Origin of the sequence: Rhizobium croatiense (assembly GCF_019793465.1) — a bacterium.
Taxonomy (GTDB): domain Bacteria; phylum Pseudomonadota; class Alphaproteobacteria; order Rhizobiales; family Rhizobiaceae; genus Rhizobium; species Rhizobium croatiense.
Genome location: NZ_JAILYJ010000003.1, coordinates 339411 through 365081, shown reverse-complemented (window position 1 = coordinate 365081; position 25671 = coordinate 339411). Strand labels below are relative to the sequence as shown.

Below are 25671 nucleotides of genomic sequence, written 5' to 3'. Positions count from 1 at the left end.
TCTCAGGTAAGACAAGGGTAGAATGAAATGAACAATCCCGTTTTGAAGCCCGCTTGGGCTGGCACGACGCTGCGTCTCGATCCGTCCCGCTTCCCGCAGCAGGTCAGTTACGCCATCCATGATTGTTCGGATGACGTCAGCATCACCTTGGACGAACGCGGCGCAGTCCTGCGTAAAATCCTCCCCTCCAGCGGCCTGCCGCTATCGATCGCCCTGCCGAAGCGCGTCTTCAAGGGTGTCGCCGCCCGCGCCATCGACCATGGCGACGGCGAGGTGACCGTCACGCTGGAACTCCATCACGCCGACCCGGAGCTCTGCATTCCGCTGCTGGTCGCCCATGATCTCAGCGATATCGCCGCCGACTGGCGCAGTTGGTCCGAGGCCTTCCGAATTCCGATGCTGATGGTCGAGGCCGACGGCGTCGCGCGGCCGCTCGAAGATCATATCGGAGCGCTCCGCACCGGCGATCTGAAGCCGCGCCGCCGCCATTCCTACTTCGCCAATCGCCGTCCGCGCTTCCTGGTGCGCCGTACCACCGGCCAGCTCGGCGTCGCCATGCGGATCGAAGGCAAGGAAATCATCGCCCGCAACTGAGCGATATGGCGACACTTCGCTTTCGCAAGCATTTGAAACCCGGCGCCCGCGCCGGGTTTCGTCGTTTTTCGCGTCGCCCCATTCAGGGAATGGCGAAGAGCAGCGAGACGAAGAGGCCGAAGAAGATGATCAGGCCGACGCGGTTGTTCGACTTGAAGAGCGCCAGGCATTGGGCGGCATCCTCGATATCGAGCCGGACGATCTGCCAGGCGAACATGCCGGCCGCGCCGAGCAGCGCCAGAAACGCGATGAGATTGGCGCCGGCAAGCGCGAAGGCCGCAAACATTAGCACCAGCGTCAGCCCGTAAAGGCCGATCAGCCACGCCCTTGTCCTGTCGCCGAACAGCCGGGCGGTGGAGCGGACGCCGATCAGCTCGTCATCCTCCTTGTCCTGATGGGCGTAGATCGTGTCGTAACCGATCGTCCAGGCGACCGAGGCGGCATAAAGCAGGACGGAGGCGACCGAAATTCCGCCGAGAATGCCGGCCCAGCCCATCAGCGCGCCCCAGGAAAAGGCAAGGCCGAGGTAAAATTGCGGCCAGTCGGTGAAGCGTTTGGCATAGGGATAAAGCGCGACGATGCCAAGCGAGAGCAGGCCCAGGAAGACGGTGAACCAGTTGAACTGCAAGAGCACGAAAAGCCCGACCAGCGCCTGCAGGCCGATGAAGATTTTCGCGTGGGCGCGGGTGACGCGGCCGGAGGGAAGCGGGCGCGAACGGGTGCGCGCCACCTGCATGTCGATCTCGTGATCGACGAGATCGTTATAGGTGCAGCCGGCGCCGCGCATGGCGACGGCGCCGATGAAATAGAGGAAAAGGTGGGAAACCAGCAGGCTGCCGGAATAGAGCCCCTCGTCGATCGCCGCATTGGCGGCAAGGGTCGCCGACCAGAAACACGGCCACATCAGCAGCTGCCAGCCGATGGGGCGGTCCCAGCGGGCGAGCTGCGCATAGGGCCAGAGCCATGGCGGCAGGATCCGGTAGACCCAGTTGTCGGAAGGCGCGTCGGAAACGCGGTCGTTGAAGTCGCCAGTATCTTGCATGCCGCCATCTAGCGACCGGCCGGCGATCCGGTCAAGAAGCGATCGCCGCCTGCCACGTGGATGCTTTTTGGATCGGACGCGATTCAGGGATTAAAGTTACGCGGCGATTCAAGATCCTACAGCGTCCGCGCACCTGAAGAGACGGGCGGGCGCCGGCAATCACTGCAGCGAAAAATTGAACTTGTAGGTCGCCGAAACGCCGATCAGAAGCTGGTTCTTCGAGCCGCGCTCGCGCACCAGGCTGCTGTCGGCGGCGGGACCGGCCAGCCGCTTATACTCAAGGAAGGAGCTTGCCGACAGGTTCTCGGTCGCCTTCCATGTCAGCGCCGCGCCGGCGCCATAGGATTGAATGCCCGAGGAGGGTTTGTAGGGATCGAGGCCGCTTGCTGCGGCGTGCTTGGCGCTGACGCCGTAATAGGCGTCGTAATAGCCGCTTGTCGCAAATGTCGCGCGCGGGCCGCCCGACAGCTGCAGGTCGGGTGCAATATCGGTGAAGGCATCGACGGCAAGATCGGCGACGACGCCGTCATGGGAGCGGATGCCCTGGCGGACTTCGGCACGGGCGCGGATGAAATCGGTCGGATAGACCTCGACGAAGCCGCCGGCCTCGGCACCCCACTTGACCTTCCTCAAGCCCTTGAGCTCATGGCCATCGCCGTCATCGCGCGACGGCACGAACCTGCCGACGATGCCGGCGCGGAAGGCGCCCTTGTCGATCAGGGCGAAAGAAGGATTATCATTGCGCGAGGAAAAACGCGGGCCGGCGCCCTGCCGGCCGACCGAGATCAGCGGGCTGAACTTGAATTCGTTGCGCGAGGCGCCTTCGAATTTCGGGGCGGAAAAGCCGGCGACGCCGACATTCAGATACCAGTCACCCGACCAGAAATGCTGACCGCTGTCCTGTGCGGCCGCGGGAGCGATGGATGAAAAGGCAATAATGAATGAGATCGATACGACTGATCGATGAAACACGTCCGCACTCCAGAAAACGCAAAAACAAAGCCGCGGAGGGCGGCGGTGGCTACATTTATCGTGAGGTCGTTACGCCAATGTTAACCACGGTGAACAAAGGGCGCTAATAAATGTCCTGCCGTGTGGCCCCCTCATCTGCCTGTCGGCATCTTCTCCCCGAGGGGAGAAGGGAGTCGCAGCAGCGTCTCGCTCCCCAGGACCTTGGCTGGGAGTGACGGCGGTGCCGCTCGCTCCCTCTTCTCCCCTCGGGGATGCGTAGGACGGGTCGAGACCCGTGGCTCGGCCCAGGCAAAGGTGGCCCGAAGGGTCGGATGAGGGGGCCACAGGCACGGCGCCAACGAACCGACCTCACCGCAGTCCCGCTCCGCAGCCGCTCTATCTCTGGTTCCACCGGCGAATAACCGGTTCCGTCAGATCGTGTTCGTAACCGAGCACGCTGATGCTGGCCGTGTCCAGCACGAAATGCGCGCCGCCTTCAGGTGGCAGGCCGAGCCAGCGGGCGGCGAGCACGCGCAGGAAATGCGAGCTCGAGAAAATCAGGATGGGGGCGGCCGCCTGGCGAAGCGCCTCGACGACGGCGTCGGCGCGGGCGCCGACATCGACGGGTGTTTCGCCATTCGGGCAGCCGTCGCGAAAGAGCTGCCAGCCGGGGCGGCCCGCCAGGATTTCCTTGGTGGTGATGCCTTCATAAGCGCCGTAGTCCCATTCGGCGAGATCCTCGCGGATCACCGCGCCCGATCCGACGCCGGCAAGCGCGCAGGTTTTACGGGCGCGCGCGGAGGGGCTTGACCAGACGGCAGCGAAGGAGTGGTCCGAGAGCCGCTCGGCAAGTTTGCGGGCGGCGGCCTCGCCCACCTCCGTCAGCGGAATGTCGCTGCGTCCGGTGTGGCGCCCCGACCGGCTCCATTCGGTCTCGCCGTGGCGGACGAGGTAAATCTCGGGAAACGCACTGCTCATCGGCATGCCCTTTCATCATGGCCGTCACCACCGGCAACGGCTGCCGGTGCCAAAACACGCATATCGTTGCCGCAAGATCGCGGCACGGTCTTGCGGCAACATGTTTTAGAACGTTACTTTTTCCAGCGGAGGGCGCCGCGCCTCGAATTCCTTCAGCCTGGCTTCGTTCTCGGCGATGTAATTGCGATTGTCGGGAACGGCGAACTGGTTCTTGGCGATCTGGATCTGCAGGATGAAGAGCTCGTCCCAGCGGAAGCCCATCTCGGAACCGGCGAGATAAAATTCCCACATGCGGAAGAACTGCTCGTCGTAGAGCGCCACCGCTTCGGCCTTGCGCGCCACGAAACGCTCGCGCCAATGGCGAAGCGTATACGCATAATGCATGGGCAGGATTTCGATATCCTTGACCAGCAGCCCGGCCTTTTCGAGCGGCGGCACGACTTCGCCGACGGACGGGATATAGCCGCCGGGGAAAATATACTTCTCGATGAAGGCATTGGTGCCGAAACTCGGCTTCGGACGGCCGATCGAATGCAGCACCATGACGCCATTGTAATCGAGGAGATCAGAGACCTTGCGGAAGAAATTGGCGTAATTGCCGATGCCGACATGTTCGAACATGCCGACGGAGACGATGCGGTCGAACTTTTGGCCGGTCATGCTGCGATAGTCCTGCAGCTCGAAACGCACGCGGTCGGCAAGGCCGCGTTTTTCGGCGCGGGCTCGAGAGACCTTCAGCTGTTCTTCGCTGAGCGTAATGCCGGTGAACTCGGCGCCCTGCGTCGCCTCCGTCAGATACATGCCCATGCCGCCCCAGCCGGAGCCGATCTCCAGGATACGCTGGTTGGGCTTGAGCAGGAGCTTGGCGGCGATGTGGCGTTTCTTGGCGAGCTGCGCCTCGTCGAGACTGATGCCCGGCGGTTCGAAATAGGCGCAGGAATATTGCCAGTCCTCATCGAGGAAGAGATCGAAAAGCTTGGCCGACAGGTCGTAGTGATGGGCGACGTTGTGCTTGTTGCGATTGACCGGCAGGCGGCTCTTCAACTGCTGCCAGGCAATGCGGCCGACGAGCAGTGCTGCCATCTTGAAATCGAAGATCTCGTTGGTGGTATTCTGTTTCACCAGCGACAGGAAATCATAGATGTTGCCCTGTTCGAGAATGAACCGGCCCTGCATGTACATTTCGCCGAGCTTCATCGTCGGGTCGCGCCGGATGGCGTCCTCCGCCTCCTGGTCGGCAAGGCGGGCGACAACGGTCTCACCCGTGCCGTCGCCGATATCATGGGTCTCGCCATTGGCAAGGGTAAGCTTCAACGAACCCTTGCGGATGATTTGCTGGACGATCGATAAGAAAGCCGACGCCATGGACGCCTCGCAAATGTGACAGGATGGTCACATCAACTTAAGCGATCTCTTTCGCCTTACAAGCGCCGGATTTAGCACTCCCTTCAGAACGCTGCCAAATTGTTGCATTTTTGCCGAAATTCCGGCTAAACCCTTATTTTCGCTTCATCGCTTCGGCCAATGCAGCGCCGAAGGCTCCCTGGCTCTCCTGTTTCGGCGCGGCCGGCCGTCTTTCGTTCTGCGGTCGCGAGCCCTGGTTGCCGCGAGAATCACCGCGCGGCGGCGGTGCTGCAGAACCGTCATCGCGTTTCATCGACAGAGCGATGCGCTTGCGCTTGGCGTCGACTCCGACGACCCGCACCTTGACGACGTCGCCAGCCTTGACGACCTCATGCGGATCCTTGACGAAGCGATCAGCGAGCTGGGACACATGCACCAGGCCATCCTGGTGCACACCGATATCGACGAAGGCGCCGAAGGCGGCGACATTGGTCACCGTCCCCTCGAGCACCATGCCCGGCTTCAGGTCGGAAATTTCGTTGACGCCCTCGGCGAAGGTCGCAGTCTTGAAGCTCGGGCGCGGGTCGCGGCCCGGCTTCTCCAGCTCGGCGATGATGTCGCGAACCGTCGGCAGGCCGAATTTCTCGTCGATGAACTGGCGCGGGTCGACCGCTTTCAGGACGGCGCTGTCGCCCATCAGCGCGCGCAGATCCCGGCCGCAGGCGGCGACGATCTTTTTGGCGACACCATAGGCCTCCGGATGGACGGAGGAGGCATCGAGCGGTTCCTTGCCGTTCGGGATGCGCAGGAAGCCGGCGCATTGCTCGAAGGTGCGGCCACCGAGGCGGGCAACCTTCAACAGATCGCGGCGCGTCTCGAAACGGCCCTCGCTGTCGCGGTGGCGGACGATGGCGTCGGCGATCGAGGGCCCGAGACCGGAGACGCGCGAGAGCAGCGGCGCCGAGGCGGTGTTAAGATCGACACCGACGGCATTCACCGCGTCTTCGACCACGGCATCGAGCGAACGCGACAGCTTCTGCTGGTCGACATCGTGCTGATACTGGCCGACGCCGATCGACTTCGGCTCGATCTTGACGAGTTCGGCCAAGGGATCCTGCAGGCGCCGGGCAATGGAGACGGCGCCGCGCAGCGACACGTCGAGATCGGGGAATTCGGCCGCGGCGGTCGCCGAGGCGGAATAGACCGAGGCGCCGGCTTCCGAGACGATGACCTTGGTCGGCTTCGGCGCCGGCAGTTCGGCCAGCATGTCAGCCACCAGCTTTTCCGTCTCGCGGCTGCCGGTGCCGTTGCCGATCGAGATCAGCTCGACATTGTGCTTGCGGATCAGCGATGCGATCTCGACCTGGGCGCGGCGCACATCGTTTCGTGGCTGGAAGGGATAGACGGTCGAGGTCGCAACCACCTTGCCGGTGCCGTCGACGACGGCGACCTTGACGCCGGTGCGGATGCCGGGATCGAGACCCATCGTGGCGCGCGAGCCGGCGGGTGCGGCGAGCAGCAGATCCTTGAGATTGCGGGCGAAGACATGGATCGCCTCCTCCTCGGCCCTCTCGCGCAGTTCACGCATCAGGTCGAGCGACAGCGACATGGAAAGCTTGACGCGCCAGGTCCAGCTGGCGACCTCCATCAGCCAGCGGTCGCCCGGGCGGCTCGCGCCGATCTCGTAAGCGGCAGCGATCATGCGTTCGACCGGCTTCATCGGCGAGGGTGTGTCGGCGTCGGCCTCGATCGTCAGCGTCAACACCTCCTCGTTCCAGCCGCGCAGCATGGCGAGCGCCCGGTGGCCAGGCGCCGTCGCCCAGCGTTCGGAATGGTCGAAATAGTCGGAAAACTTCTCGCCCGCCGCCTGCTTGCCGTCGACGACCTTGGCCTTCAGCAGCGCGGCCTGGCGCATATGGGCGCGCAGTCTGCCGAGCAGATCGGCGTTTTCGGCAATGCCTTCGGCGATGATGTCGCGCGCGCCTTCGAGCGCCGTCTTCACATCGGGCACGTCAGCCGTGACGAAGGCTTCGGCGAGCACCGCCGGTTCCCGGCCGCGGTCGGCAAGAATTTTCTCGGCAAGCGGGCCGAGGCCGCGTTCGCGGGCGATTTCGGCGCGGGTGCGGCGCTTCGGCTTGTAGGGCAGATAGAGATCCTCGAGCTCGGCCTTGGTTTCGGCGCCGGCGACTTTCCCCATCAGCTCGTCGGTCATCTTGCCCTGGCCGGTGATCGATTCGACAATCGCAGCGCGCCGGGCTTCGAGTTCGCGCAGATAGACCAGCCGCTCGGCGAGATTGCGCAGCTGCGTGTCGTCGAGCCCGCCGGTCACTTCCTTGCGGTAGCGGGCGATGAAGGGCACGGTGGCTCCCTCGTCGAGCAGCTCGATGGCGGCCTTGGCCTGATCCGGCCGGGCGTTGATTTCGGCCGCGATGCGGGCTGCGAGAAAACGGAGGTCAGCGGCCATGGGATTTCCTGTGTCGACGAAAGTTGCGGGACCATAGCGGCGAAAAGCGGCAAGGCAATGCCCGACTGTGGTTTCCACAGCGGAAGTTGAGGGATGGGGATCATCGGCGTTGTGCAGTTGTAGCCCCCTCATCTGCCTGCCGGCATCAACCGGGGTCGAGCCGCAGGTCTCGACCCGTCCTTCGGACCCCCGAGGGGAGAAGCGGACTCGTAGCAGCGTCCCGCCCTCCTGGAGGTACTGTTTGTGGAGCCGAGGGCAAGCGGCCTACTCCTCTCTTCTCCCCAGCGGGGAGAAGGTGGCCCGAAGGGTCGGATGAGGGGGCCACACGGCACAACACCTCCAACCATCCACCCATCGCTCTCTTCCGTTTTTGCGGTTGTGCAGATGCGGCATTCTTTGATAGCAGAAGCAAAGTTTTGGATCGCCCTGCCCGCGGGCGCAAGGAAAAGTGTGACATGCCAAACCTTCTTCTCGAACTCCGCTCCGAAGAGATTCCTGCCCGCATGCAGCGCAAGGCTGCCGGCGACCTGAAGAAGCTCGTCACCGATGCACTCGTCGAAGCGGGTCTGTCCTATGAGGGCGCGCGTGAATATTGGACGCCGCGGCGGCTGGCGCTCGACATTCACGGCCTGACGGCGCGCTCGGCCGATGTGCGCGAGGAGCGCAAGGGGCCGCGCACCGACGCCAACGAGAAGGCGATCGAAGGTTTCTTGCGCGGCGCCGGCCTTGCGTCGGTTTCCGAGGCGCAGGTGGTCAGCGATCCGAAGAAGGGCGATTTTTACGTCGCGGTCATCTCCAAGCCCGGCCGCGCGGCGGAAGAAATCGTCGCCGATGTGATGCCCGGCATCATCCGCGATTTCCCCTGGCCGAAGTCGATGCGCTGGGGCAAGGCCTCCTCCAAGTCCGGCGCGCTGCGCTGGGTGCGGCCGCTGCAGTCGATCGTCTGCACCTTCGGACCCGAGCATGAGGAGACAGTCGTCATCCCCTTCGAGATCGACGGCATCACCGCCTCCAACGTCACCTACGGCCATCGATTCCATGCGCCCGAGGCGATCACCGTCCGGCGCTTCGACGATTATGCGGCGAGCCTGGAAAAGGCGAAGGTCATCCTCGATGCCGAGCGGCGCAAGGACATCATCCTGCACGACGCGCGCGACATCGCCTTTGCCAACGGGCTCGAACTGGTGGAAGACGAAGGCTTGCTGGAGGAAGTCTCCGGCCTCGTCGAATGGCCGCAGGTGCTGATGGGCTCCTTCGAGGAGGATTACCTCTCCATCCCCTCGGAAATCATCCGGCTGACGATCAAGACCAATCAGAAGTGCTTCGTCACCCGCAAGCAGGGCGAGGAGACGCTGTCGAACCGGTTCATCCTCGTCTCCAACATCCAGGCGCATGACGGCGGCAAGGAAATCGTCCATGGCAATGGCAAGGTGGTGCGGGCCCGGCTTTCGGACGCGCTGCATTTCTGGAAGCGCGACCAGGGCAACCTGCCGGATCTCGAGACGCTCGCAGCTTCGGCGACAAAGTTCGGCCTCGACCTCAAGAAGCCGCTCGATCAGCGCATGGCCAAGCTCGACGCGCTCGACGTGACCTTCCATGCCAAGCTCGGCACGCAGGGTGCGCGCGTCGCCCGCATCCGGGCGCTGGCCAAGGAATTGGCTGCTGTCACCGGCGCCGATACGGCGCTCACCGATCGCGCCGCCGTGCTCGCCAAGGCCGATCTGCGCACCGAAGCCGTCGGCGAATTTCCGGAGCTGCAAGGGTTGATGGGCCGCAAATATGCGGTGTTGCAGGGCGAAAACGCCTCGGTTGCCGCGGCCGTCGAAGATCACTACAAGCCGCAAGGCCCGTCCGACCGGGTGCCGGAAGACAAGGTGGCGATCACGCTGGCGCTTGCCGACAAGCTCGACACGCTGACCGGCTTCTGGGCGATCGACGAAAAGCCGACGGGATCGAAGGATCCCTTTGCGCTGCGGCGGGCAGCCCTCGGTGTCGTCCGCATCCTGCTGGAGCGAAGGGTCCGCCTGTCGCTGTTGGCGACAACAAGGGATGGCGATCTGCTCTCCTTCTTCCACGACCGGCTCAAGGTCTATCTGCGCGATCAGGGCGCCCGCCACGATCTCATCGACGCCGTGCTGACGCCCGATGCCGACGACCTCTTGATGGTGGCGCGCCGCGTCGAAGCGCTGACAGACTTCATCACCTCGGAAGACGGCAAGAACCTGCTTGCCGGCACCAAGCGTGCGACGCAGCTGCTCGCCGCCGAGGAAAAGAAGGGCACCGTCATTGCCGACGGCGTATCCCCGGCACTTCTGAAGCTCGACGCCGAGAAGGAGCTGTTTGCCGCCATATCAGCTGCCTCGAAGGATGCGGCGGATGCCGTGGCCGGGGAGGATTTCCGCTCGGCGATGGAAGCCCTGTCCAAGCTGCGCGGCCCGGTCGACCGCTTCTTCGAAGAGGTGCTGGTCAACGACGAGGACGCCGCCATCCGCGCCAACCGCCTCGCCCTCTTGCGGCTGATCCGCGAAGCAACGGGAACGGTTGCGGATTTCTCGAAGATTTCGGGGTGAGAGCCGGGTTTCGGCTGGAATTTTCAGGCGAACGCAGGCTGGCATTGTAGCAGCAGTGGCGTTATCCAAAAGGCATGCAAGACAAGATTCTCGTCAGCGCCTGTCTTATGGGCCACGCCGTCCGCTATGACGGGCGGGCGAAGCCGTTGCTGCATCCGGCGATCGAGGCATGGCGGGCCGAGGGGCGGCTGGTGACGATCTGTCCGGAAATGTCGGCAGGCATGAAGGTGCCGCGATCGCCGGCGGAGATAGCAGGGGCGGCAACCGGCGAAGAGGTGCTGGCTGGCACGGCGCGGGTTGTCGAGGTCACCGGCGGCGACGTGACGGCAGTGTTCCTGCTGGCGGCGGAAAATGCCGTGGCGCTCGCAAAGCAGACCGGCTGCCGCTATGCGCTGCTCATCGACGGCAGTCCGTCCTGCGGCTCGGCCTTCATCTATGATGGCAGCTTTTCCGGCCGCAAGCAGGCCGGCAATGGCGTGACGGCGGCAGCGCTGAAAGCGGTCGGTATCGAAGTGTTTTCCGATCGCGACATCGAGCGGCTGATCGCACGCGTGGCACACGACACCTGAACGCAGGGCGGCCGCCGGAAACCGGCGGCCGCTAAGCTCTGGTAACGCAATCCCCAAAGCGGATTACGCGGCGCGGCGACCTCGATGCATGGCAGGAGCAACCCTTTCGCCACTGACGCGGAAGCCGCGGATGAGGTCGATCAGTTCGTCGGTATCGCTGGCCAGCGTTTCGGCCGATGCCGTGGTCTCCTCGGCCATGGCGGCATTCTGCTGGGTGGCGGCGTCGAGCTGGTTCATCGACGAGGAGATCGAGCGCAGCGTCGTATCCTGTTCGGAGGCGCTGTGGGCGATCTTGGCGACGATCTCGTTGGCCGCCTTGATCTGGTCGGAGATGCGCTTCAGCGCCTCGCCGGCCTCGCCGACCAGACGGACGCCCTGATCCACCTGGCTGGAGGAGCGGGCGATCTGATCCTTGATCTCCTTGGCGGCGGCAGCCGAGCGCTGGGCAAGCTCGCGGACTTCCTGGGCGACGACCGCAAAACCCTTGCCGCTTTCACCGGCACGGGCCGCCTCGACGCCGGCATTCAGCGCCAACAGGTTGGTCTGGAAGGCGATCTCGTCGATGACGCCGATGATCTTGGTGATCTCCGATGATGACTTCTCGATGCCGCTCATCGCCTCGATCGCCTGGCCGACGATCGCATCGCTACGGGTGGCCTCGGTGCTGACGGAGTGGACGCGCTTGCTCGCCTCATGGGCGCCATCGGCGGTCTGGCGAACGGCAACGGTGAGTTCGTCGAGGGCGGCCGAGGTTTCCTCCAGGCTGGCGGCCTGGCGTTCGGTGCGCTGCGACAGCTCGTTGGAGGCGCGGCGGATCTCTTCCTTGCTGGTGCCGATATCGGTGCCCTTGGCGCTGACCTTGGCCATGGCGGCTTCGAGATGCGACAGTGCATCGTTGAAGTTGTCTCGCAGGGCGGCGTATTTCTGACCGAGATCGGCGCAGCGGACGGTGAGATCACCGCGGGCGATCATCTCCAGCGCCTGACCAATCGTCGCCACCACGCGGGCCTGGAGCGCCGCCTCGCCCTGCTGCTGACGCAGATTGTTTTCACGCTCGTTTTCCAGCGCCAACTGCTGGGCCGCCTCGCGATCCGACATTTGATGGCGCTCCCTGATTTTTTCCTGCAGCGACAACGTCGCCTTGGCCATCATGCCGACCTCATTGTTCATGGCCGTGTGCGGGATGGTGATGGAAACGTCCTCCTCGGCCACTGCCTTCAGGGCGGCATGGACGTTGTTGAGGGGGCCCGATATGCCGCGGATGACGATGTAGGCGGCCGTCATGGCAAGAAAGAACAGGACGATGCTGCCGGACAGTGCGGTCAGGATCGTGCTGTTTACCTGAGCATCGAGATCGTCCATGTAGACGCCGGTGACGACGACGACCTTCCAGGGATCGAAGGCCTGCCCATAGGCCGTCTTGCGGAAATCGCCGGCGGGCTCTCCCGGTTTGCTGGTGGAATAAAATTCGACGAGACCGCCGCCCTGCTGCCCGAGCTTCACCAGCTCTTCGCGATAGAGCTTGCCCTTGCTGTCCGGCTGGCCCTTCAGGTTCTGCCCGACTTTCGCGGCGTCGTAGTGGAACATCATCTGGACGTCGTAGCTATAACCGAAGAAATAGCCGTCCGGGTCGTATTTCATCCCGTTGACGGTGGTGTAGGCCTGCTTCTGGGCATCCTCGAGCGTCATTTCGCCTGACGTGACCTTGGCCTGGTAAAGCTTGAGAACGGAGACCGCCGACTGAACCTCGGCGCGCAGCATGTCATAACGCTCCTTGTAGATCGCATCGACCGAGGAGCAGATCTGCAGGGAGGTGGCGATCGCAAAGGCCGCCATCAGCCCAACGACCAGTAATATGAGCTGCTTCGATATTTTCAGATTTTTCACGACGCCTCGCAACGGGAATGGTGGGTGCCTTCCGGTGCGGTCTTCTACCGCCTGTGCGAGCGCGCCAAACAAGACGACGCGTCTACCGCTGCTAAAAACAACATGCTGCGACCGGGTAAATAACCATTGACGCTCACCCTATAAGAAAGCTTTAATTTTACTGTTCGCGACGCAAATTCCCTAAAAATCCGGGGGTAGCTTGCAAAGCAAAACCGCCGGATTTTCATGCCGCTTTCTGGCCCCGGACACCGCGCTATTTCCAGCATATGCTCCAAAACGTGAATGCACCCTCGCTGCTCATCGAGGGTGCATTCGGTCCACCGGTGGTGGAGCCCCAAGCGATCGAAACCTTGATCAGGCAGGGGCAGGGAACTTTGTCTTCAAGCAATTCCGGGCGCAAAACGGGAATTGCTTCAGAACCGCAGCTTGAAATCGGAAACGTTGAGGGTCGCCGGCTGTTGCGCCACGCCGGCGGCAACCGGCCGGGCGTCGCTGCCGATGACGGCGGCGGTGGTGGCGTTCATATCGATCCCGTCGGCAGGCGGGGCCAAAGGCGCGGCGGCAATCATCGCTTCCGGGGTCGCTTTGCTGACGAAGACCACGGGCGAGCCGCCCATCCAGGCTTCAGTGCGATAGATCTTCTTTTCGCCGCCGACATCACGGACCTCGGTCGCCTGCACGGCGCCGGCCTTCAGTTCCGGCACTGTATAATCCTTCTTGGTGATCTCGGCCTGCAGCGGCGGGCAATCGGCGCAACTTTCGGTGACGATGCTGCCCTCGGCGGCGCGCGGCGCGGCCTTGCCGATCACCTCGATTGAGGAGGCCATTGCCGAATCCGCCATCAGCAGGATTGCCGCACCGAGGAAAATCTGACGCATAAAGCCGCTCCGTCTCACTATGAGAGCGGTATAACGCAGCTTTGTTTCCATCCCGTCAGGGGAAAGGGTAAAAATTTAACGAAGGCGCCGGTTTACACCTGATATCAGGCCTTTTCGCGCTCGATCGCCCGCCAGCCGATGTCGCGGCGGCAGAAGCCGTTTTCCCAGCGGACCTTGTCGAGCAGGGCGTAGGCGCGTGTACTCGCTTCGGCGACCGTGCCGCCTGATGCGGTGACGTTCAGCACGCGGCCGCCGGTTGCAACCAGCGCGCCGTCCTTGAGGCCCGTGCCGGCATGAAACACTTTCTCGCCGTCGCCCGCCTGCGGCAGGGAGAGGATCGGCGTGTTCTTTTCATAGGCGCCGGGATAGCCCTTCGAGGCCATGACGACAGTCAGTGCCGGATCGTCACTCCAGTCGGCGCTGACCTGGTCGAGGGTGCCGTTGGCGGCGGCCAGAAGCAGCGGCAGCAGATCGCTCTTCAGCCGCATCATCAGCACCTGGCATTCGGGATCACCGAAGCGGACATTGTATTCGATCAGTTCCGGCCCTTTCTCGGTGATCATCAATCCGGCGAAAAACACGCCAGAGAAGGGATGGCCGCTCTCGGCCATGCCGCGGATCGTCGGCTCGATGATCTCCTTCATGGTGCGCTCGACCATTTCGGCGGTCATGACGGGCGCCGGCGAATAGGCGCCCATGCCGCCGGTATTGACGCCGGTATCGCCCTCGCCCACCCGCTTGTGATCCTGGGCGGTTGCGAGCGGCAGCGCATGTCTGCCGTCGCAGAGGCAGAAGAAGCTCGCCTCCTCGCCATCGAGATAGGCTTCGACCACGACTTCGGCGCCGGCGGCACCAAAAGCACCCTCGAAACAGTCGTCGACGGCAGCAAACGCCTCGTCCAGCGTCATCGCGACGGTCACGCCCTTGCCGGCGGCCAGGCCGTCAGCCTTGACGACGATCGGTGCGCCCTGGGCGCGGATATAGGCCTTGGCCTTCGGCGCATTGTTGAAGCGCTGATAGGCGCCGGTGGGAATACCGTAGCGGGCGCAGATATCCTTGGTGAAGCCCTTGGAGCCCTCGAGCTGGGCGGCGGCGGCGGAGGGACCGAAGACCGCCAGGCCATCGGCGCGCAGCCGGTCGGCAAGGCCGGCAACGAGCGGCGCTTCCGGGCCGACGACGACGAAATCGATCGCCTTCTCCCGGCAGAAAGCGGCGACCGCTTCATGATCGTCGATATTCACGGGTACGAGGGTGGCGTGTTCGGCAATGCCGGGATTGCCGGGTGCGGCATAGAACTCGCTCAGCAACGGCGATTGCGCCAGCTTCCAGGCGAGTGCGTGCTCGCGTCCGCCCGATCCGATCAACAGAACCTTCATGCGCCACCCTTTCCTTTTGTCCCTGGCGGTTAAGGGCCAAGCGCCGAAAGGTCAAGCGGGAAAGCTTACCAGCCCCCGCCTCCGCCACCGCCGCCACCCCCGCCGGAGGAGCCGCCGCCGGAAAAGCCGGAGGACGAGCTCGACGGCGGCGGCGACGGGATCGTCGAGGCGATGGTCGAGGCCATCGACGAGGAGAACCCGCCGACGCGGTCGGAAAAGCGGCCGCTGTCGAAATCGCCGGAATACCAGGAGGGGTCATAGGCCGCCGCACCGGCGGCGGCAGCCGCAAGCCAGGTCTCAAAAGTGCGCGACCAAGGCTTTTCGACGCCCAAAGCCACGGCGTAGGGGAGCAGCGTCTCGAAATGTTGCGGCGACATTTCAGGCGCGCCCGCCATGTTCATGCGGTCCTTCTCGGCCAGCGTCAAATATTGCCGCAGGCCGTCTATGCCGTCCATCATCCTGGCGCCGAGCGGCGTCGGCGCCCCCATGATGAAGACATAGAGGATGTTGAGCAGCACGATTCCGCCAACGGCGAAGAGCATCGGCGTCTCGTGCAGTTCCATCAGCGATGAGGCAAGCGCCAGGACGACGACCGCAAGGATGCTGATGCCGACGAAAACCCCGATCGCCGCGGCGATGATGGCGATGATCTTGCCGAACAGCGAGCTGCCCCGATGCAGCGACTTGACCAAGCCGGCGACGAAGACCGCAACGAAGACCGAGATGGCGATCGGGATCAGCATCAGCGCGATGGTGTCGGGCTCCAGCGAACCGTAGACGAACAATATCACCAACGCCGCAGCGCTGAGCGCGACGCCGCCTGCGGTATAACCGACGTTGGAATTGTAATATCTGCCGCGGTGCTCCTTCTCGATCGCCGAACGGAAGGCCTGGCCGACCGTTTTCACCCGCTCGCCATTGGCCCTGTCGATCGTCAGCGTCCCGCCGGCGCCGCCCGCAACCCTCAGCAGTTCGGTCTCGCCGGCCTGGAATTTCTCCTTGCCGAGCGGCTTTCCGGTGCCGCGGACGACGATCGAATTCTTCAGGTCTTCGAGTTTGACGTAGCCGCGCACCGCAAGATTGAGCGCGGTGGCGGCAAGCGCCGTCCAGCCCCCACCGGAGAAACCCTTATTGTCGATATAGTTGACCAGCGCCGGCGAGATGCCGTCGGGCGCATCCCAACGCGGCACGACGACGCCGCGGGCAGGATCGCGACCGACTTTCAGCCAGGATCTGAGGTAATAGGCAAAGACCAGGACCAGGCCGCCGAAGCCGATGAAATAGTTGCGGTTGTCCTTCAGCCACCAGCTGCTTTCCATGTCCGCGCTCGGCGGATCGATCGAGCCTTTCGGCATGCGGATCGCGAAGGTCAGGCCTTCGCCTGCGCCGAGCGGCGTGGTGGTGGAAAAGACGAGGCCGGCCGCGGTTTCACTGACCCGTGCGTTCTTTCCCGTCGCGCCCTGCGGGCCGGTGAAAAAGATCGTCTCGGTTGCGCCGACTCCCGGCGGCAGCGTCACCGTCGCAGTGACCGAACGGATCGGAAAGATCCAGCCATTGCCGGTGACGTTCCAGTAGAGCTCGTCATGGTCGTCGAAATAGCGAATCTGCCGGTTCGTCTTGTAGGTGAAGACGTAGCGATGACGGCCAGGCGTCACGGTTACGTCGGCCGAGCCGGCATAGATGCGGATGCCGCCCGATATCGACTCGGTATGCCAGGGCTCGTCCTCGCCGTCCCGCTGCACCGAGACCATATCGAAATCAACGCTGCGCCGGCGGTCTGCTGCATCGGTGAAATAGAGCGGGAAATCACGAAAGATGCCGTGATTGATCTGGTTGCCCTCGGCATTGACGGTAATCGTTTCCGTCACCGTCATCGCGCCGCTTTTTTCGAGCGCAATGTCTGAGACGAAACTGTCGATCAGCTCCGTGGCGAAGGCCGCCGGGGCGGCCACCCACAAGAGCAGCGCCAAGCAAAAACCGAAAAACCGACGCCCCATCCCCGTCTCCCCGCCGTCAGCCTCGACTGCGCCTGTCCGTCAATCCTTGTCCCGATAGGTCACACCAAGTGCAGCAAGCGTCCGCCAATAGGCAGGGAAGGTCTTGCCGACGCAATCGGGATCGAGAATGGTGATGCCATCGATCTTGAGGCCGGCGAGCGCAAAGCTCATCGCAATACGGTGATCGGCAAACGTGTCGATCTCGGCCGGCAGCGTCTGACCGGCGAGAGCAGGATCGGAATGGACGATCAGGTCGTCACCCTCCTCGACGGCCAGGCCTTCGCGAATATTGTTGAGCCCCGTGGACAGGGCGCGGATGCGGTCGCATTCCTTGACGCGCAGATTGGCGATTCCAACGAAGCGCACCGGCGTCTCGTTGAAGGCGGCAAGCACGGCGATCGTCGGAACGGCATCCTGCATCTGCGAGCCATCGATTTCAGCCGGCAGATGCGGGAACCTGGCAATCGTCTCGTAGGCCTTGGCATCCGGCTGGGTGAAGGCATCGTTCGGCACCCCGAGATCGATCTTGCCATCGCTCAGCACCTCGGCCGCCCAGAGATAGGTGGCGGCGGATGCATCCGGCTCGATGACGAAGTCGGCTGCGCGATAACCGGTCGGCTCGACGCGCCAGGTGACGGGGCTGGTCTTTTCGACCTTGGCGCCGAAGGCCGTCATCGCCGCCGTGGTGAGATCGATATAGCCAAGCGCGCCGATATCCTCGCCGACGAGTTCGATGTCAACAGGACGGTCGCCTCCGGCGGCCATCATCAGCAGCGCCGAAACATATTGGCTGGACAGCCCGCCATCGATCAGGATGCGGTCGGCCTCAAAGCGGCCGGTACCCCTGACGGTGACCGGCGGGCAGCCGGTTTCGGCGCTCACATCGATGCCGAGTGTGCGCATCGCCTCGACCAGCGGGCCGATCGGGCGCTTGCGCATGTGCTCGTCGCCATCGACGATGACGGTGCCGTCGACGAGCGCGGCGGCCGCTGTCAGGAAGCGTGTGGCCGTACCGGCATTGCCGAGGAAGAGCGGCGCTTTCGGCGGCAGGAGCCGGCCGCTGCCGGTGACGACGAAGGTGGTCTCATCGGGCTCATCGATCGCAACGCCCATGGCGCGCAGCGCATCGGCCATATAACGCGTATCGTCGCTCTTCAGCGCGCCGGTCAGCCGGCTCGTGCCCTTTGCAAGGCCGGCGAGCAGCAGTGCCCGATTGGTGATCGACTTCGAACCCGGCGGCATGGCGCGGCCCGAAAGCGGCCCGGCAGGCGGGATGATCGTGAGTTTGGCTGTGCGTGTCATGTTGTTTCTTCCATGGAGCGACCATTGCCGGTCGCAATCTGCCCTTGCTCTTAATCGCTTTCTGGCAAAGGCAAAATGCCGGACCGTCAGAATTTCACGCTGGGGACGGCACGATCGGCCTCATTGGTGATTTCGAAATATTCCCGCTTGGCAAAACCGAACTGGCCGGCAACGAGATTGGAGGGGAAGCTTTCGACCTTGACGTTCAGATCGCGGGCCGCACCATTGTAATAACGCCGCGACATCTGCAGCTCGCCTTCCATGGTTTCCAGCGAATCCTGCAGCTCGGCAAAATTCTGGTTGGCCTTGAGATCCGGATAGGCTTCGGCGAGCGCGATGACGCGGCCGAGCGCCTGGCCGAGCAGCCCTTCCACCTGTGCCCTGCCGGCGACATCGCCTGATGGCACGGCCTGCGCCTTGTTGCGGAGCGAAACCACCTCTTCGAGCGTCGACTTCTCATGGGCGGCATAACCCTTGACGGTCTCGATCAGGTTCGGGATCAGATCGGCGCGGCGCTTCAACTGCACATCGATGCCCGACCAGGCCTCTTGCGCCATCTGCCGGGAGCGAACCAGGCCGTTATAGATGAAGACGATGTAAAGCGCGATAACGGCTACAACAGCGAGTATGACATACATGCAGATGGGCTCCCCGATTTGATGACCGCACGTTAGTGATTCCGCTGTGGAAAGTCATCGTGGCGAAACAATTCCTCAGCCGGTTTCGATGAGACTTTGATGGATACTCTGCTGACTAAGAGGCTATCAGCCAATCCGGAGCATAGGCATCCATCTTTTCGCGTTCCCGCCACAGATTGAAGCGTTCGGTCCAGCGTTGCTCGACATCAAGCGCAACAGCGAATGGCAGATAGTGCTCGTAACATTCGACCGACATTGCCGGGCCGTTTATCTCGCCGCGAAAATACCGATTCAAATCGAGGATGTTGTTGCGGATCTGCCGCTGCTTCGGCGTTGGCATGCGCAGCATCGCCACAATGGCGATAATGCCGACAATGTGCAGCAAGATCGCCATCAGATATGGCCGCTGTTCGCTGATCACCTCGGTCGTGCCGATATAGGAAAGTGCAGCAATAACAATCGCCGGAAGCCCTACAAACAAAAATGCCGCCTGGCTGAATTGCTCGGAGGTGCCGGCGGCCACGGGAAACCGCTCCGGATGGCGGAACATCGTTACAACGATCAACAGAACCAACAATATCCCGCAGATGGCCGTGGAGAAGATCAAAAGGCCGGAAAAAGAGGCGACGACAATGCCGAGAGCCAAAATTGATACTGCAGCCGCCAAGCTCCATCGATCTTTGCCTCTGATCTTCTGATATTCCTCAGTGACTGTTCTGTGCAATTCATCTCTCACATCAGGCCGGGCATTTTTAACTCTGCGCCGATCGCCGGCAGGCCGCTCTCCTTCAATTTGGCCGAATACCAAGCGCGTCGGGGCCGGAAGAGCATACCACCTGGAGCGACCCGGCTTGCCCTTCTTGCGCTCTTGCTTTGTGATTAAGTTCGAAGCCTCCGCATCCTCATCCAGGCTGGAAATGCGAAGCATTCGCTTTACTGCGAGTTGGCAGACGGACGCCAGGAAGGCCGCTTTTGCCGCATCTGCCTTCCAATTCCGGAACAAATAGGCCGCCAGAGCGGGGGATATGTTTTGCGTTATTTTGGTGTCGACAGTTATCAATGGTGCAGGCACAAGCCAGGACGGTCGAAATTTGAGGATAGCGACCAGAGCGACGATCAGCGGCCCTAAAATGCTTATGAAGGGGAGAAAATGATCGGAAAGCCACCACTGTATCCGCTTCCCGCTTGTTACAATCACAAAGGTCCCTGCGGGATATTCGATCTCGATATCAGGCAGGACTCTATCCCCCTTGCCTGCTGGAATCGACACCAAGAGCTCATTCGGCGCGCTGCGCGTGACGTCATAGGCCGCCGCCCGATCCTGTTGCGAAGGGCGTAACGTTCCGCCCGGCGGCAGCTTCAGGGTCAGCGTTTTTTTCGCTCCCTGGCCGTGCACGCGACCCATATAGGCTGGCAGGAAGAGAACCTCGCGGTTGCCTTCCTGACGAACCAGGCGTCCGAGCCAGTAAGCGATCTGGATCTTTGTAGGAACCTTGGGCAGATCTGCAGAGCAACTTTTGCAGTGCTCCATTCCTATATAAATCGAATAGCCCGGCACATTGTTTTCTATGGAAAAATATTCATCGAGTCCGCCGCGCCGAGCTGCGGCCAGTTGGAAATCGCGCCAGTGAACACCACCTGACGCATCCGTGAAACGTTGAGGGATATCAACGTAAACGCCGCCGTAATTTTCCGCCCTTTTGACCGCGATGTCGAAGAACTCCGACACAAAGGCGGTGCCGTCGGTGTAGACCTCAACCGTGCTGTTTGCCGATTGGACGGTGAACTCTTGGTCGAAATTGCTGCACGACGTCAGTGCGAGCAGCATGGCGCATAAGATGGGCCATGATAAAAGGCGCAACATACTGGAGGGCAAATTCTCATATAAAAGTCTAAAGTAAAAAATATTGCTCTTCAAAGAGATACCAAAGCTTACGTTATCGTAACACCAGAGATGACAACGTAGTGATGGTTTACGCAATACAAAAGAAGCCTGACCCCTGGAGCGACGGATTTTTTTAGACGACATGGAGTGTAGGAGCGGGCTATCGTCAGACACCGATATGCGCGAGGATCCGGGCCGCCGTCAACTCCGGCGAAAGCTCCGTCGTATCAATTACGACTGTGTGCTCCGCCAGTCCGCGCAACAGTTTATAGTTTGCCCTGAGCTGTTGCAGCTTCGCCGCATCCGTCAGCTTGAGCGCCTCGGACCGGCCCGCTGAGATGAGGCGCCTGGCATTCTCCTCCGGCGCGCAATCGAGGAGAACCGCGACCAGATCCGCGCCTCTGGCGGCCGCCAGATCGAGATACCAGGAAAACATCGCACTATCGTCCGCGTCATCCGAAAGAGCATCGGTGAAGACGAAGCTTTCCGCCGGATCGGCGCGCGCAGCATGGTCGAAGACCGCTCGGCGAATCTGCTCACGCAGCGATGCATGCAGAGGGTTGCTGCGGGCAAAAAGAGCCTCGGCTGGATTAAGCAGCGTATGATTGTCGATGAGCCGTGCGCCGAGCCTTTTCGCCAGCAAGCGGCCGACCGTCAGCTTCCCGGTGCCTGGCCAGCCGTTGATATGGATTATACGGCTGGCAGGCTTTTGCGTCACGCCGCCTCGCTGGTCAGATTGACGCCGCCGGCATCGGTCAGCAGGAAGGCTTCGCCGCAGGCTTTGGCGAGCGTGCGCACCCGCAAGATATAGCTCTGGCGCTCGGTGACCGAGATGACGCCGCGGGCATCCAGAAGGTTGAAGACGTGGCTGGCCTTGATGCACTGGTCATAGGCCGGGAAGACGCATTTGTGCAGGCGCTGGTTGGCGCTGTCGTCAGGCGCGCCGGCATCGAGCAGCGCCCGGCATTCCTTCTCGGCATCGACAAAGTGACGATGCAGCATCTCGATATTGGCGAATTCGAAATTGTGACGCGAATATTCCTGCTCGGCCTGCAGGAAGACGTCGCCATAGCTGATCTTCTCGTCGCCCTCGCGGCCGTTGAAGTTCAGATCGTAGACATTGTCGACGCCCTGGACATACATGGCGAGGCGCTCGAGACCATAGGTCAGTTCACCGGCGACCGGCGCGCATTCGATGCCGCAGACCTGCTGGAAATAGGTGAACTGCGAGACTTCCATGCCGTCGCACCAGCATTCCCAGCCGAGACCCCAGGCGCCGAGCGTCGGGCTTTCCCAATCATCCTCGACGAAGCGGATGTCGTGCAGCAGCGGGTCGAGGCCGATCGCCGCCAGCGAGCCGAGATAAAGCTCCTGCAAATTGGGCGGGTTCGGCTTCAGGATGACCTGATACTGGTAATAATGCTGCAGCCGGTTCGGGTTTTCGCCATAGCGGCCGTCGGACGGACGCCGCGACGGCTGAACATAGGCCGCCTTCCATGGTTTCGGCCCGAGGGAGCGCAGCGTCGTGGCCGGGTGGAAGGTGCCGGCACCGACTTCCATGTCGTAGGGCTGCAGCACCGCGCAACCCTTGTCCGCCCAGTAGTTATGCAGGGTCAGGATCAGCGCCTGGAACGAGCGCTTGGGGTTCATATGGTCTGGGATAGCTGACATCGACGGCACCGATTGCTTTGGGATTATCGACGCGACAGGTGCCATGGAGGGCGGCGGGGGTCAAGACGTTTACGGCGGACAGCCGGCGAAAGCCGATATGGAAGAGGACTTAGCCGCCCCTCACCCTAACCCTTGTGGCGGCGTGCAGCGGGGAATACCCCGGAATTATGCAGCAAATGCCACCAGCGACCGCTTTCGGCCTGGCCCTCAGCGGTCGCTTCTCTCGATAGTCGAGCGTCTACATTGGGGGATAGCAGTCACTTGCTGAAGCCCGTCACCTTCACGTCCACCCTTGACGTCATTAGGACAATCGTCCTAAAGAACTTTGTAGGGCAATTGCCCTACGCGACGAGCGATGGCGATGGAGAACCGGGCACTTGGGGGCAGCGACCACACGACTGCAGATTGTTGAGGCTGCAGACAGGCTTTTTTATGAGCGGGGATTCGAGGCGACGTCCTTCGCCGACATTGCGGCAGTCGTCGGACTTTCGCGAGGCAACTTCTACTATCACTTCAAGACGAAAGACGAGATTCTCGATGCGGTGATCGCCCATCGTCTTTCAAAGACCAAGGCGATGCTAGATGCGTGGGAGGCTGGGGCTGAAGCCCCCGGCGAACGGATCAGAAGCTTCATCCACATGCTCATCATGAACCAGACAAAGATCATGGCCTTTGGCTGCCCAGTCGGCACGCTTTGCAACGAACTCGCCAAACTCGACCACTCTGCCAAGGACGAGGCGACCAAGCTTTTCACTCTGTTTCGCAATTGGCTTTCGCGCCAGTTTGCCGCACTTGGCCGTGAGACCGATGCCGACGCGCTTGCCATGCACATCCTGATGCGAAGCCAGGGTGTCGCCGCACTCGCGACCGCCTTCCGCGACGAAGCCTTCGTCCGCCGTGAAGTCGACGATATGTGCCTATGGTTGGCAGTGCAGCGACCCAATCTATCCGATCATCCCGAATCCGTTTCCATCCAGAATTCCTAAAGGGGGGCCTGTATGTTCGTCGTTACACTTAAATTCTCCGCCAACAAGGCCCGAGCCTCCGCCCTTATGGAAGGGCATAATGCCTGGATCAAACAGGGCTTTGACGATGGTATCTTCCTCCTTACCGGAAGCCTACAGCAAAGTGCGGGCGGAGCGGTTCTCGCCCACAACACATCCCGCGCCGATCTCGAAATGCGTCTCCAGCAAGATCCTTTCGTTGTGGGGGGTGTCGTAAGCGCAGACATTCTTGAAATTGCACCGGGCCGCACCGACGACCGCTTGGCCTTTCTTAGGGCGTGAGAAAATGAGCGCGACGATCTTCGGCCCGGATGGGCAGCCGCGTTGCCGCTGGTGCGCAGCCGCTCCGGAGTTCCTGCCCTATCACGACACCGAGTGGGGCTTCCCGGTAGATGATGATCACCGTTTATTTGAGAAGCTTTGCCTCGAAGGCTTCCAGTCAGGTTTGAGCTGGCGCACTATCCTGTCCAAGCGCGAGAATTTTCGGGCTGCCTTTCTCGGTTTCGACTTTGACCGCATCGCGCAATTCACGGAGGCCGACATTATGCGCCTGCTCCGGGACGATGGCATCGTGCGCCATCGCGGTAAGATCGCGGCGGTCATAAACAACGCGCAGCGTGCCCAGGAACTGGTGAAGCAGGAGGGTTCGCTCGCCGCCTATGTCTGGCGCTTCGAACCGAAGGCGACAGAGCTTGCTGCTCCGCAGACCGCATCCACCTCAGCCGGGTCCATCGCCATGTCGAAAGACCTGAAGAAGCGCGGCTGGTCATTTGTCGGCCCCACCACAGTCTATGCTTTCATGCAGGCAATGGGACTGTTCAATGATCACGCCGAAGACTGCGTATTCCGAGACAGGGCCGAGGCGGCTAGAGCTGCATTCCAGCGTTCCAGGGCCGCCAACCGGACTTAAACCTCGCCGGTGTATTCACCTCGTGCCGAGTAGTCGTTTTTGATGACGAAATCCAAAGCTTGCACCATCTCGACGAAATTTGGTCGTGCGAATGGCATGGATTGCACCGAGAGCCAATAGACCGTTTGATCCGGCTTGATCAGGAAGACCCCCGGCTCGGAAAACAGTTCGGGCTCCTCGATGCCGATTGAGGTCTTTCCGCGCGAGGATGAAATGTAGAGGCCCCATTGCCGTGCCACGCTTAAAGGCAGACCGAAGCCGATACGCAAGTGCTCAGCACCAATCTTATCGGCCATTTGCCGGGCGCGGTCTTCCCCATCAGAGCTTATGGCGATTGTACTGACTCCGCGCTCGTCGAAGGATAGCGTCATCCGCTCCAGCTCTTTGAGATAGATTCCGCAGACCGGGCAGTGGAGACCACGGTAAAAGCACACGAGCGTCATAAGCGATGGCTTTTCGCGGGTGAGATCGAACTCTCCGTGCTGGAGGGTTTTGACGGTCAAATGAGGGGCCAGTGTTCTCGGGACTAACATCGATCAACTCCGATTGCATGACGCTTCCGACGCCCAAGTTGACGTTGGTGCTTCAATATTCCATAGTCAGGGCCGTTAATGATCCTCAAAATATGATCAAGAATCCGAAAATCCTTTCGAAACTGGATCGCCTCTCAGCCTTCTTTGACACGTTCGAGCTGAAAGCCTCGCTAGAACCGACGCGGGCCAACGACAGACAAGCGAGGCTATTTGTAATCGGCGAACCGGGGGGACGTGCGGAAAAGATCATCCTTTGCCTGCGCGGCGACACGATTCCTGAACCGCCAGCTTTGGTAACAGCAGCGGTCGATTTCGAGGGGGTACACAACCCGCTCTTGAACGCGCTGCCGGATCAAGTTCTGGTCGAAATCAACGACATTCCAACCCTTCGGGACACGACAGCCGCTTTCCTGGCGGAGGCCTTGGAACCCCGTTGCGGGCGCAGCGCGGCCCTCAACCGCCTCTGCGAAGTGATGGTTTTGCTTATTCTGCGTACAGCGATCGACCGCGGTGCAACCGGACCTGGCTTACTGGCAGGCCTGTCCCACCCCTCATTACACCGGACATTGGTAGCTATGCATGATGCTCCGACTCGCGCTTGGAACATCGAAGACCTTGCTGCGGAGGCCGGGATGTCACGAAGCCATTTTATGGCTCTTTTTCGCGACGTGGTTGGCACAACGCCCCAGGCTTACCTGACGGGATGGCGCTTGGTCATTGGCCGACGGAAGCTGTCCAAAGGGGCGACGGTGAAGACCGTGGCACGGCAAGTCGGCTTCGGCAGTGCCGCAGCATTCTCCCGCGCCTACTTTCGGAAATTTGGGGACTGGCCATCTCTCGGGAGGCAGGTTTCGATGCAGGCCACAGAACATGGATCGTAGTCTCCTCGAGCGACTGCTTTGGATCATTCCAGCCGCTGATCGGAAATCTTCAACCGTCCGCTTCTGGGGCGCAAAGCTGCCAACACCGCATCGTTATCGGTTGGTGGCATCTGCCCCATAATTCCGGAATACCCTCTGCCCTGCCTCCCCCGAGTGGGGGAGATGTCCGGCAGGACAGAGGAGGGTTCCAAGCCCGC

At 61.8% G+C, this 25671-nt stretch carries 22 protein-coding genes; 7 read left to right on the top strand and 15 right to left on the bottom strand.

What is annotated here, in order from left to right; all coding sequences use genetic code 11:
- The first annotated feature begins 27 nt into the window (after nt 1-27).
- Complete coding sequence (locus K6M89_RS07370; protein ID WP_222138945.1) at nt 28-594, top strand: DUF6101 family protein; 567 nt, start codon at nt 28-30, stop codon at nt 592-594.
- 82 nt (nt 595-676) lie between these two features.
- Here K6M89_RS07370 and ubiA read toward each other — a convergent pair whose 3' ends face one another.
- From ubiA to K6M89_RS07345, 5 genes are all read right to left on the bottom strand, one after another.
- Nucleotides 677-1636: a 4-hydroxybenzoate octaprenyltransferase gene (gene ubiA / locus K6M89_RS07365; RefSeq protein WP_097579996.1), complete on the bottom strand. Its 960-nt coding sequence runs from the start codon at nt 1634-1636 to the stop codon at nt 677-679.
- A gap of 159 nt (nt 1637-1795) precedes the next feature.
- The gene (locus K6M89_RS07360) at nt 1796-2608 is read right to left on the bottom strand and encodes a MipA/OmpV family protein (protein ID WP_222138944.1); all 813 of its coding nucleotides are present in this window, start codon (nt 2606-2608) and stop codon (nt 1796-1798) included.
- Nucleotides 2609-2983: 375 nt separating this feature from the next.
- Nucleotides 2984-3565 carry a histidine phosphatase family protein gene (locus tag K6M89_RS07355; protein ID WP_222138943.1) on the bottom strand — a complete coding sequence of 194 codons (582 nt, stop codon included), beginning with the start codon at nt 3563-3565 and terminating at the stop codon, nt 2984-2986.
- A 105-nt stretch (nt 3566-3670) separates the two neighbouring features.
- Nucleotides 3671-4930, bottom strand: coding sequence for a cyclopropane fatty acid synthase (locus K6M89_RS07350; protein WP_222138942.1), 1260 nt, complete (start codon nt 4928-4930; stop codon nt 3671-3673).
- A gap of 133 nt (nt 4931-5063) precedes the next feature.
- Nucleotides 5064-7373 carry a Tex family protein gene (locus tag K6M89_RS07345; protein WP_222138941.1) on the bottom strand — a complete coding sequence of 770 codons (2310 nt, stop codon included), beginning with the start codon at nt 7371-7373 and terminating at the stop codon, nt 5064-5066.
- Nucleotides 7374-7828: 455 nt separating this feature from the next.
- On the opposite strand from K6M89_RS07345, the gene glyS reads away from it, so the two are divergent.
- Nucleotides 7829-9943, top strand: coding sequence for a glycine--tRNA ligase subunit beta (gene glyS / locus K6M89_RS07340; RefSeq protein WP_222138940.1), 2115 nt, complete (start codon nt 7829-7831; stop codon nt 9941-9943).
- 74 nt (nt 9944-10017) lie between these two features.
- Nucleotides 10018-10512 (top strand): 2-thiouracil desulfurase family protein, encoded by a 495-nt coding sequence (locus K6M89_RS07335; RefSeq protein WP_222138939.1) that lies wholly within the window; start codon nt 10018-10020, stop codon nt 10510-10512.
- Nucleotides 10513-10575: 63 nt separating this feature from the next.
- Here the strand turns inward: K6M89_RS07335 and K6M89_RS07330 are convergent, their stop codons facing one another.
- The 9 genes from K6M89_RS07330 to K6M89_RS07290 all read right to left on the bottom strand — a co-directional run bounded on the left by K6M89_RS07330 (nt 10576) and on the right by K6M89_RS07290 (nt 22146).
- The gene (locus tag K6M89_RS07330) at nt 10576-12399 is read right to left on the bottom strand and encodes a methyl-accepting chemotaxis protein (protein ID WP_222138938.1); all 1824 of its coding nucleotides are present in this window, start codon (nt 12397-12399) and stop codon (nt 10576-10578) included.
- A 413-nt stretch (nt 12400-12812) separates the two neighbouring features.
- Nucleotides 12813-13277, bottom strand: coding sequence for a plant virulence effector HPE1-like domain-containing protein (locus K6M89_RS07325; RefSeq protein ID WP_222138937.1), 465 nt, complete (start codon nt 13275-13277; stop codon nt 12813-12815).
- A 104-nt stretch (nt 13278-13381) separates the two neighbouring features.
- Nucleotides 13382-14653 carry a phosphoribosylamine--glycine ligase gene (purD, locus tag K6M89_RS07320; RefSeq protein ID WP_222138936.1) on the bottom strand — a complete coding sequence of 424 codons (1272 nt, stop codon included), beginning with the start codon at nt 14651-14653 and terminating at the stop codon, nt 13382-13384.
- A 65-nt stretch (nt 14654-14718) separates the two neighbouring features.
- Nucleotides 14719-16650, bottom strand: a complete 1932-nt coding sequence (locus K6M89_RS07315; protein ID WP_222138935.1) for a DUF2207 domain-containing protein — start codon at nt 16648-16650, stop codon at nt 14719-14721.
- Nucleotides 16651-16689: 39 nt separating this feature from the next.
- Entirely contained in the window at nt 16690-17952 is a 1263-nt protein-coding gene (locus tag K6M89_RS07310; protein WP_222138934.1) for a 3-phosphoshikimate 1-carboxyvinyltransferase, read from the bottom strand.
- 86 nt (nt 17953-18038) lie between these two features.
- A complete protein-coding gene (locus K6M89_RS07305) occupies nt 18039-18590 on the bottom strand; it encodes a LemA family protein (protein ID WP_222138933.1) in 552 nt (183 codons plus the stop codon).
- 115 nt (nt 18591-18705) lie between these two features.
- Nucleotides 18706-20454 carry a DUF2207 family protein gene (locus K6M89_RS07300; RefSeq protein WP_222139033.1) on the bottom strand — a complete coding sequence of 583 codons (1749 nt, stop codon included), beginning with the start codon at nt 20452-20454 and terminating at the stop codon, nt 18706-18708.
- Nucleotides 20455-20641: 187 nt separating this feature from the next.
- Complete coding sequence (locus tag K6M89_RS07295; protein ID WP_222138932.1) at nt 20642-21193, bottom strand: P-loop nucleotide/nucleoside kinase family protein; 552 nt, start codon at nt 21191-21193, stop codon at nt 20642-20644.
- Nucleotides 21190-22146 carry a glycine--tRNA ligase subunit alpha gene (locus K6M89_RS07290; protein ID WP_222138931.1) on the bottom strand — a complete coding sequence of 319 codons (957 nt, stop codon included), beginning with the start codon at nt 22144-22146 and terminating at the stop codon, nt 21190-21192. The genes K6M89_RS07295 and K6M89_RS07290 overlap by 4 nt, the downstream gene beginning before the upstream one ends.
- Before the next feature lie 377 nt (nt 22147-22523).
- Here K6M89_RS07290 and K6M89_RS07285 point away from each other — a divergent pair, with 377 nt between their 5' ends.
- From K6M89_RS07285 to K6M89_RS07275, 3 genes are read left to right on the top strand one after another with little or no spacing between them, the layout of a single operon-like run.
- Nucleotides 22524-23132, top strand: a complete 609-nt coding sequence (locus K6M89_RS07285; protein WP_168293429.1) for a TetR/AcrR family transcriptional regulator — start codon at nt 22524-22526, stop codon at nt 23130-23132.
- A gap of 12 nt (nt 23133-23144) precedes the next feature.
- Nucleotides 23145-23432 (top strand): YciI family protein, encoded by a 288-nt coding sequence (locus K6M89_RS07280; protein ID WP_131666216.1) that lies wholly within the window; start codon nt 23145-23147, stop codon nt 23430-23432.
- Nucleotides 23433-23436: 4 nt separating this feature from the next.
- Nucleotides 23437-24060 (top strand): DNA-3-methyladenine glycosylase I, encoded by a 624-nt coding sequence (locus K6M89_RS07275; RefSeq protein WP_222138930.1) that lies wholly within the window; start codon nt 23437-23439, stop codon nt 24058-24060.
- Here the strand turns inward: K6M89_RS07275 and K6M89_RS07270 are convergent.
- Entirely contained in the window at nt 24057-24593 is a 537-nt protein-coding gene (locus K6M89_RS07270) for a peroxiredoxin-like family protein (RefSeq protein ID WP_222138929.1), read from the bottom strand. The genes K6M89_RS07275 and K6M89_RS07270 overlap by 4 nt on opposite strands.
- Before the next feature lie 92 nt (nt 24594-24685).
- Here K6M89_RS07270 and K6M89_RS07265 point away from each other — a divergent pair, with 92 nt between their 5' ends.
- Nucleotides 24686-25474: an AraC family transcriptional regulator gene (locus tag K6M89_RS07265; RefSeq protein WP_222138928.1), complete on the top strand. Its 789-nt coding sequence runs from the start codon at nt 24686-24688 to the stop codon at nt 25472-25474.
- Nucleotides 25475-25671 lie beyond the last annotated feature (197 nt).

What these genes read in the sequence shown, in the direction of transcription:
- K6M89_RS07370 (WP_222138945.1), top strand. Translation starts at nt 28, where the DNA reads ATGAACAATCCCGTTTTGAAGCCCGCTTGGGCTGGCACGACGCTGCGT.
- K6M89_RS07355 (WP_222138943.1), bottom strand. Translation starts at nt 3,565, where the DNA reads ATGAGCAGTGCGTTTCCCGAGATTTACCTCGTCCGCCACGGCGAGACC.
- K6M89_RS07275 (WP_222138930.1), top strand. Translation starts at nt 23,437, where the DNA reads ATGAGCGCGACGATCTTCGGCCCGGATGGGCAGCCGCGTTGCCGCTGG.
- K6M89_RS07305 (WP_222138933.1), bottom strand. Translation starts at nt 18,590, where the DNA reads ATGTATGTCATACTCGCTGTTGTAGCCGTTATCGCGCTTTACATCGTC.
- K6M89_RS07335 (WP_222138939.1), top strand. Translation starts at nt 10,018, where the DNA reads ATGCAAGACAAGATTCTCGTCAGCGCCTGTCTTATGGGCCACGCCGTC.
- K6M89_RS07345 (WP_222138941.1), bottom strand. Translation starts at nt 7,373, where the DNA reads ATGGCCGCTGACCTCCGTTTTCTCGCAGCCCGCATCGCGGCCGAAATC.
- purD (WP_222138936.1), bottom strand. Translation starts at nt 14,653, where the DNA reads ATGAAGGTTCTGTTGATCGGATCGGGCGGACGCGAGCACGCACTCGCC.
- K6M89_RS07290 (WP_222138931.1), bottom strand. Translation starts at nt 22,146, where the DNA reads ATGTCAGCTATCCCAGACCATATGAACCCCAAGCGCTCGTTCCAGGCG.
- K6M89_RS07325 (WP_222138937.1), bottom strand. Translation starts at nt 13,277, where the DNA reads ATGCGTCAGATTTTCCTCGGTGCGGCAATCCTGCTGATGGCGGATTCG.
- K6M89_RS07280 (WP_131666216.1), top strand. Translation starts at nt 23,145, where the DNA reads ATGTTCGTCGTTACACTTAAATTCTCCGCCAACAAGGCCCGAGCCTCC.
- K6M89_RS07350 (WP_222138942.1), bottom strand. Translation starts at nt 4,930, where the DNA reads ATGGCGTCGGCTTTCTTATCGATCGTCCAGCAAATCATCCGCAAGGGT.
- K6M89_RS07270 (WP_222138929.1), bottom strand. Translation starts at nt 24,593, where the DNA reads ATGTTAGTCCCGAGAACACTGGCCCCTCATTTGACCGTCAAAACCCTC.
- K6M89_RS07265 (WP_222138928.1), top strand. Translation starts at nt 24,686, where the DNA reads ATGATCAAGAATCCGAAAATCCTTTCGAAACTGGATCGCCTCTCAGCC.
- K6M89_RS07310 (WP_222138934.1), bottom strand. Translation starts at nt 17,952, where the DNA reads ATGACACGCACAGCCAAACTCACGATCATCCCGCCTGCCGGGCCGCTT.
- glyS (WP_222138940.1), top strand. Translation starts at nt 7,829, where the DNA reads ATGCCAAACCTTCTTCTCGAACTCCGCTCCGAAGAGATTCCTGCCCGC.
- ubiA (WP_097579996.1), bottom strand. Translation starts at nt 1,636, where the DNA reads ATGCAAGATACTGGCGACTTCAACGACCGCGTTTCCGACGCGCCTTCC.
- K6M89_RS07315 (WP_222138935.1), bottom strand. Translation starts at nt 16,650, where the DNA reads ATGGGGCGTCGGTTTTTCGGTTTTTGCTTGGCGCTGCTCTTGTGGGTG.
- K6M89_RS07300 (WP_222139033.1), bottom strand. Translation starts at nt 20,454, where the DNA reads ATGTTGCGCCTTTTATCATGGCCCATCTTATGCGCCATGCTGCTCGCA.